This is a genomic window from Streptomyces sp. NPDC015220 (assembly GCF_043079345.1).
Classification (GTDB): Bacteria; Actinomycetota; Actinomycetes; order Streptomycetales; family Streptomycetaceae; genus Streptomyces.
In genome coordinates this window covers 1-6,383 of record NZ_JBIBUK010000049.1, presented here as the reverse complement: position 1 = coordinate 6,383, position 6,383 = coordinate 1, and the positions used below count along the sequence as shown (strand labels likewise).

At 74.7% G+C, this 6,383-nt stretch carries 1 protein-coding gene; it reads left to right on the top strand.

The genetic code is table 11. The features are described 5' to 3' along the window. Window positions 1-6,383, top strand: a 6,383-nt coding sequence (locus ACF061_RS38945) for an SDR family NAD(P)-dependent oxidoreductase (protein ID WP_392271759.1), incomplete at both ends; no start/stop codon positions are given.

The following is a 6,383-nucleotide window of genomic DNA, read 5'->3' as shown; positions in this document are numbered from 1 at the left end:
CGGGTGCGTCTGGCCGCCTATGCGGAGCGGCTGCGCGGCCGTGGCGTCGAGGCCGACGAGCGGTCTCTGCTCACCGCGCACACCCTGGCCGAGCTCTCCCAGGAGAGCCGGGCGTCGACCGGCCCGGTCGACGCGCTGATCGCCGACCTCATCTGGTTCCAGCTGTCCGGGCTGGGCTGGTTCGGCCCGCAGGCCGCCGTCGTGCCGGACCTCGCGCCGGTCCGGAAACTGCCCACGCCGCTGCGCCACTGGCTCGACGAGACCCTGCGCGTGCTGGACGAGTACGGGCACGTGCGCTACGACGGGCTGTCCTGCGCCGCGCTGCGCCCCGGCGCGGCGGACGCCTGGTCGCGCTGGGGGACCGCCCGGTCGGCCTGGGGCACCGATCCCGGGGCGCAGGCCCAGGTGGTGCTGATCGACACCGTGCTCAAGGCCTTGCCGGACGTGCTGACCGGCCGCCGCCTGGCCACCGAGACCCTGTTCCCGGACTCCTCAATGGACCTGGTGCAGGGGCTCTACCAGAACAACGCACCGGCCGACTTCTTCAACGGTGTGCTCGCGGACGCCGTGGCGGCGTACGTCGAGCGGCGCCTGGCCGAGGACCCGGCGGCCCGGGTACGCATCCTGGAAGTGGGCGCGGGGACCGGCGGGACCAGTGCGATGGTGTTCCGGCGGCTGCGGCCGTACCGGGAGGCGGTGGCGGAGTACCGGTACACCGATCTGTCGCCGGCCTTCCTCCAGCACGCCGAGCGCACCTACGGCCCCGACAACCCGTTCCTCGTCTACAGTCTGCTCGACATCGAGCGCCCACCGGCCGGCCAGGACGTCGAACTCGGTGCCTACGACCTGGTCATCGCGGCCAACGTCGTGCACGCGACCAGCCGGATCCACCGGACCCTCGGCCACATCAGGAGCCTGCTGCGCCCGAACGGGCTGCTGCTGCTCAACGAGCTGACCAGAAACCAGCTGTGGGTGCACCTGATCTTCGGGCTGCTCGAAGGCTGGTGGCTGACGGAGGACCAGGCCCTGCGCGTCCCGGGCAGCCCGGTGCTCACCGTGCCGGCCTGGCGCCGGGCGCTGTCCGGGTCGGGCTTCGACGCCGTCGGCTTCCCCCTGGGTGCGGAGCGCGACATCGACCACCACGTGATCATGGCGCAGAGCGACGGCGTGATCTCGGTGGACCTGACCGCGGCCACCGAGGGCCCTCGACCGGTGCCCGCCCGCGCGACCCGGCCGCGGAACGCCGAGCCACTGACACCTGTGCCGCAGAACGCCGAACCGCGGGCTCGCGCGCCGCGTGATGATGTGCCGCGGAACGCCGCGCCGCCGCGGCAGCCCCGGACCGCAGAACTGCGGGAGAAGGGCGTGCGAGCTCTCCGGGCCCTGTTCGCCGAGGTGCTGCGGCTGCGGACCGAGGACTTCGACGCCGCCACGCCGTTCGACGCGCTGGGCGTCGACTCGATCGTGGTCGTCCAGCTGACCTCGCGCCTGCGCGAGGAGTTCAGCGACATCCCCAGCACTCTGCTGTTCGAGTACCGGACCGTGGACGAGCTGACCGACCACCTTCTCGACAACTGCCCGCAGGAGCTGGCGGCGCTGGCGGGTGTCGCGGAGGATCCCGCACCGCCGGCCCCCGAGGCGGCGACCTCGGCAGTCGCGTACGCCGAGACCCGTTCCGGCGTGGTGTCCGCGCCCGCCGTCGCCCCCGCGCCGGAGGAGATCGCGATCATCGGCGTCGCCGGGCGCTACCCGGGGGCCGACACCCTCGACGAGTTCTGGGCGAACCTGCGGGCCGGCCGCGACAGCGTCACCGAACTGCCCGCCGACCGCTGGGACCACCGCGCCTTCCCCACCAGTGCGACCGGCGCGCAGCCGCGGTGGGGCGGATTCCTCAGCGACGTCGACAAGTTCGACCCGCAGTTCTTCGGTGTCTCGCCGCGGGAGGCGGAGCACCTCGACCCGCAGGAGCGGCTGTTCGCCGAGTGCGCGTACGCGACGCTCCAGGACGCCGGCTACACCCGGGAGGCCGCCGCGGCCCACGGCCGGGTCGGGGTCTTCGTCGGTGTGATGTACCAGGAGTACCAGCTCCACGCGGCCCAGGAACAGACCCTCGGCCGTGCCGTAGGCATCCCCGGCAACCCCTCGTCGATCGCCAACCGGGTCTCCTACGTCTGCGACTTCCACGGCCCGAGCGTGGCGGTGGACACGATGTGCTCGTCGTCGTTGACGGCGATCCACCTGGCGTGCCAGAGCCTGCTGCGCGGAGAGTCGGATCTCGCGCTGGCGGGTGGCGTCAACGTCTCGATCCACCCGAACAAGTACCTGATCCTGACCCAGAGCGGCCTGGTGCCCACGCACGGCCGGTGCGCCGCGTTCGGCGCCGGCGGCGACGGTTTCGTGCCGGCCGAAGGCGTCGGCGCGGTGCTGCTGAAGCCGTTGTCCCGGGCGGTCGCCGACGGTGACCGGATCCTCGGCGTGATCAAGGGCAGCGCCGTCAACCACGGCGGGCGCACCAACGGGTACACCGTGCCCAATCCCAGGGCGCACCGGGACGTCATCACCCGCGCGCTCGCCGACGCGGGGGTGGATCCGGCCACCGTGGGTTACGTCGAGGCGCACGGGACGGGGACGTCCCTGGGTGATCCGATCGAGATCGCCGGGCTGGCCGGTGCGTTCGGGACCGGCTCCGGGCACCTGGTGGCGATCGGTTCGGTGAAGTCGAACATCGGCCATGCGGAGAGCGCGGCGGGCATGGCCGGGTTGACCAAGATCCTGTTGCAGCTCCGGCACGGGGAGCTGGTGCCCTCGCTGCACGCGGAGGAGCTGAACCCGCACATCGACTTCGCCTCGACGCCGTTCCGGGTGCAGCGGGAGCTCGCGCCGTGGCCGTCGACGGCGGGTGTGCCGCGCCGGGCGGGGTTGTCCTCGTTCGGCGCAGGCGGGTCGAACGCCCATCTGGTGATCGAGGAGTACGTCGCGCCGCAGCGGCCCGAGGCACACGCGCCGGGGCTGATCGTGCTGTCCGCCCGGGACGAGACCCGGCTGCGCGAGAGCGCCGACCGCCTGGCCGCCCACCTGGACAGCCACCCCGAGGTCCGCCTCGCCGACCTCGCACACACCCTGCAGTCCGGCCGCGAGGCGATGGAGGAGCGGCTGGCCTTCCGGGCCGCTTCGGTCGCCGAAGTCCGCGACCGGCTGCGGGACTTCGTGGCGGGCCGCGGCGGCGACCGGCACCGCGGCCGGGCCACCGGTGGGGCCGGCCGGGCGGCGCAGGCCACCGGTGCGGACCACGACCGGCTGCTCGCCGAGTGGGTCACCGGCGCCCGGGTCGACTGGGCCGCGCTGTACACCGACACCCCAGGCCGGATCGCCCTGCCGTCCTACCCCTTCGCCCGCGAGCGCCACTGGCTGCCCGTGGGGCGCCCGACCATCGGCGCGCCGGACACCACGGCGCCGCACCCGCTGGTCCACCGCAACACCTCCTCGCTGCGGGCACAGCGTTTCGAGACCACGCTGACCGGTGCCGAGTTCTACCTCGCGGACCACGTGGTGGCGGGCGAGCCCGTGCTGCCTGCTGTGGCGTCGCTGGAGATGGCGCGCGCCGCGGCGGCCCTCGGCCTGGAGCAGGACCCGTCGGCGGCGCTGCCGCTGCGGCTGACCGACGTGGTCTGGACCCGGCCCGTCACCGCCGGGGTGCCGCTGGCCGTCGAGCTGACGACCGCGGGCGACCCGGACGAGCGGGTCTCCTTCGAGATCACCGGCCCCGAACCGGCCGGCGGGCGGACGGTGTTCGCACGCGGCGACGTCCGGCCCGGGCCTTCTGCCGAGGCGGCGGCCCGTATCGACCTGGACGCCGTGCGCGCCGTGGTCGCCGAGGTGTCCGTCGACGCCTGCTACACCGCGCTCGGCGAGCGGGGCGTCCACTACGGGCCGGCCATGCGCGGCCTGACCGCCGTGTGGGCGGACGACGGCCAGGTCCTCGCCAGGGTCCGGGCGATCGAGCCGGACGAGGACATGGTGCTGCACCCCGGCCTGCTGGACGCGGCCCTGCACGCCGGGGTCGCGGTCGACCTGGGCAACGAGCGGCCCGCCGTGCCGTTCGCGGTGCGCGAGGTGGAACTCGTGACCGCCTGCCCGGACGAGGCCTGGGCGTGGCTGCGGCTGCGCCCCGAGGGCGACGCCTTCGACGTCGACCTGTGCGACGACGAGGGCCGGGTGTGCGTCCGGTTCTCCGCCCTGGCGGTGCGCCCGGTGGCGGGCGGCGGCGACACGCTGCTGCTCACCCCGTCCTGGCGCACCGTGCGGCCGGGCACGGCCGCGGTGCCGCCGCGCCGGATCGTCCTCGCCGCCGGGCCGCTCGCGGACTCGCTCGGCTCCGGACACGGGGCCGACGAGCTGGTCCGCCTGACCGGTGGGATCGACGGCTATGAGGCCGACACGGACCTCGTTCTGGGGGCCGTCCGGCGCACCTCCTCGGCGGCGGCACTCATCCAGCTCGCCCTGCCGGAGGGGACCGCGGCCACCTGGGGCCTGTCGGGCGCCCTGATGACGGCGCGCCGCGAACACCCGGCCCTGCGCGGACAGGTCGTCGAGCTGCCGGGGAACGCCGCCCCCGCCGAGGCGGCGCGGCTGCTGGCCCGGGCGGCCGGCGTCGACGCGGTCATGGTCCGGGCCGGTGCCGAGGTGCTGGAGGCCGCCGACTGGAGGGAGCTGCCGTCACTCGACGCCGACCTGCCGTGGCGCCCGGACGGCGTCTACCTGCTGGCCGGCGGCGCCGGGGGGATCGGCGCGCTGCTGGCCGCCGACATCCGGCGTCAGGCGCCCGCCGCCACAATCGTGGTGACCGGCCGTTCGGCGACCGCCGTCGTGCCGGACGGCGTGGTCTACCGCCAGGCCGACGTGACCGACGGCGCGGCGGTCCGCGGCCTGGTCGCGGATCTGGTGGCCGAGTACGGCCGCCTCGACGGGGTGGTCCAGGCCGCGGGCGTGCTGCGGGACGGCCTGCTCGCCGGAAAGCGGGACGCCGACGTCGCCGCGGTGCTGGCGCCCAAGGTGGCCGGCACCCGCCGACTTGACGAGGCCACCAAGGACCTGCCGCTCGACTTCTTCGTCCTCTGCTCCTCCCTCGCCGGGGTCTTCGGCAACGTGGGCCAGGCGGACTACGCGGCGGCCAACGGATTCCTCGACGCGTTCGCGGAGCACCGGGCCGCCCTGGTCGCGCTCGGCGCCCGGCGTGGCCGGACAGTCGCCGTGAACTGGCCGCTGTGGGCCGAGGGCGGCATGGCCATGGACCCCTCCGAGGTCCGCGCCGCGCGTGACGGCGTCGGCCTGCGGCCGCTGCCGACCGGCGCCGCGCTGCGCGCCCTGTACCGCGCGCTGGCGGGCGGGCAGAGCCGGGTCATGGTGCTCCACGGCGACCGGGAGCGCATCTCGGTCGAGCGGCTCGCCGGCCCGGCCCCGGCCCCGGCCCCGGCCGCCGGGGCCGGGACCGCGACCGCGGCAGTAGCCGTGGCCTCCGTGGACCGCGAGGAACTGGTCCGTCGGCTGACCGCGGTCGTCGCGTCGGTCATCAAGCTGCCCGCGCCCCGGATCGACCGCGACGTGGAGCTGACGGCCTATGGCATGGACTCCATCACCGGACTGGAGATCGTCCGAGAGCTGGAGCGGACCTTCGGCCCGCTGGACAGGACACTGCTCTTCGAGTTCCGTACCGTCGACGCGCTCGCCGGTCACCTCCAGGGCCGGCTCACGGAGCGGGCCGCCGGGGCCGACCCGTCGTCGGCCCAGCCGGTGGTCCCGGTCTCCTCGCGACTGCCCGCCCGGTCCACGGCGGCCGAAGCCGGGGCGCCGAACGCCTCGGCACCGAACGCCTCGGCGTCGGACGACGTCGCGATCATCGGTGTCGCCGGGCGCTACCCGGGGGCCGACACCCTCGACGAGTTCTGGGGGAACCTGCGGGCAGGTGTGGACAGCGTCACGGAGGTCCCGGCCGAGCGGTGGGATCCACGGACCACCGGCGGTGGCCGGCGGGGCGGATTCCTCACCGACGTCGACACGTTCGACGCCCGGTTCTTCGGCATCACCCCGCGCGAAGCCGAACTGCTCGACCCGCAGGAGCGGTTGTTCCTGGAGTGCGCCTACGCGACGCTCCAGGACGCCGGTTACACCCGGGCCGACGCGGCCGCGCACGGCGAGGTCGGCGTCTTCGTCGGTGTGATGTACGAGGAGTACCAGCTGCACGCCGCCGCCTCCCAGGCACGCGGCGGGGCGCTGGCGCTGGCGGGCAGCCCGGCCTCGATCGCCAACCGGGTGTCCTACGTCTGCGACTTCCACGGCCCGAGCGTGGCGGTGGACACGATGTGCTCGTCGTCGTTGACGGCGAT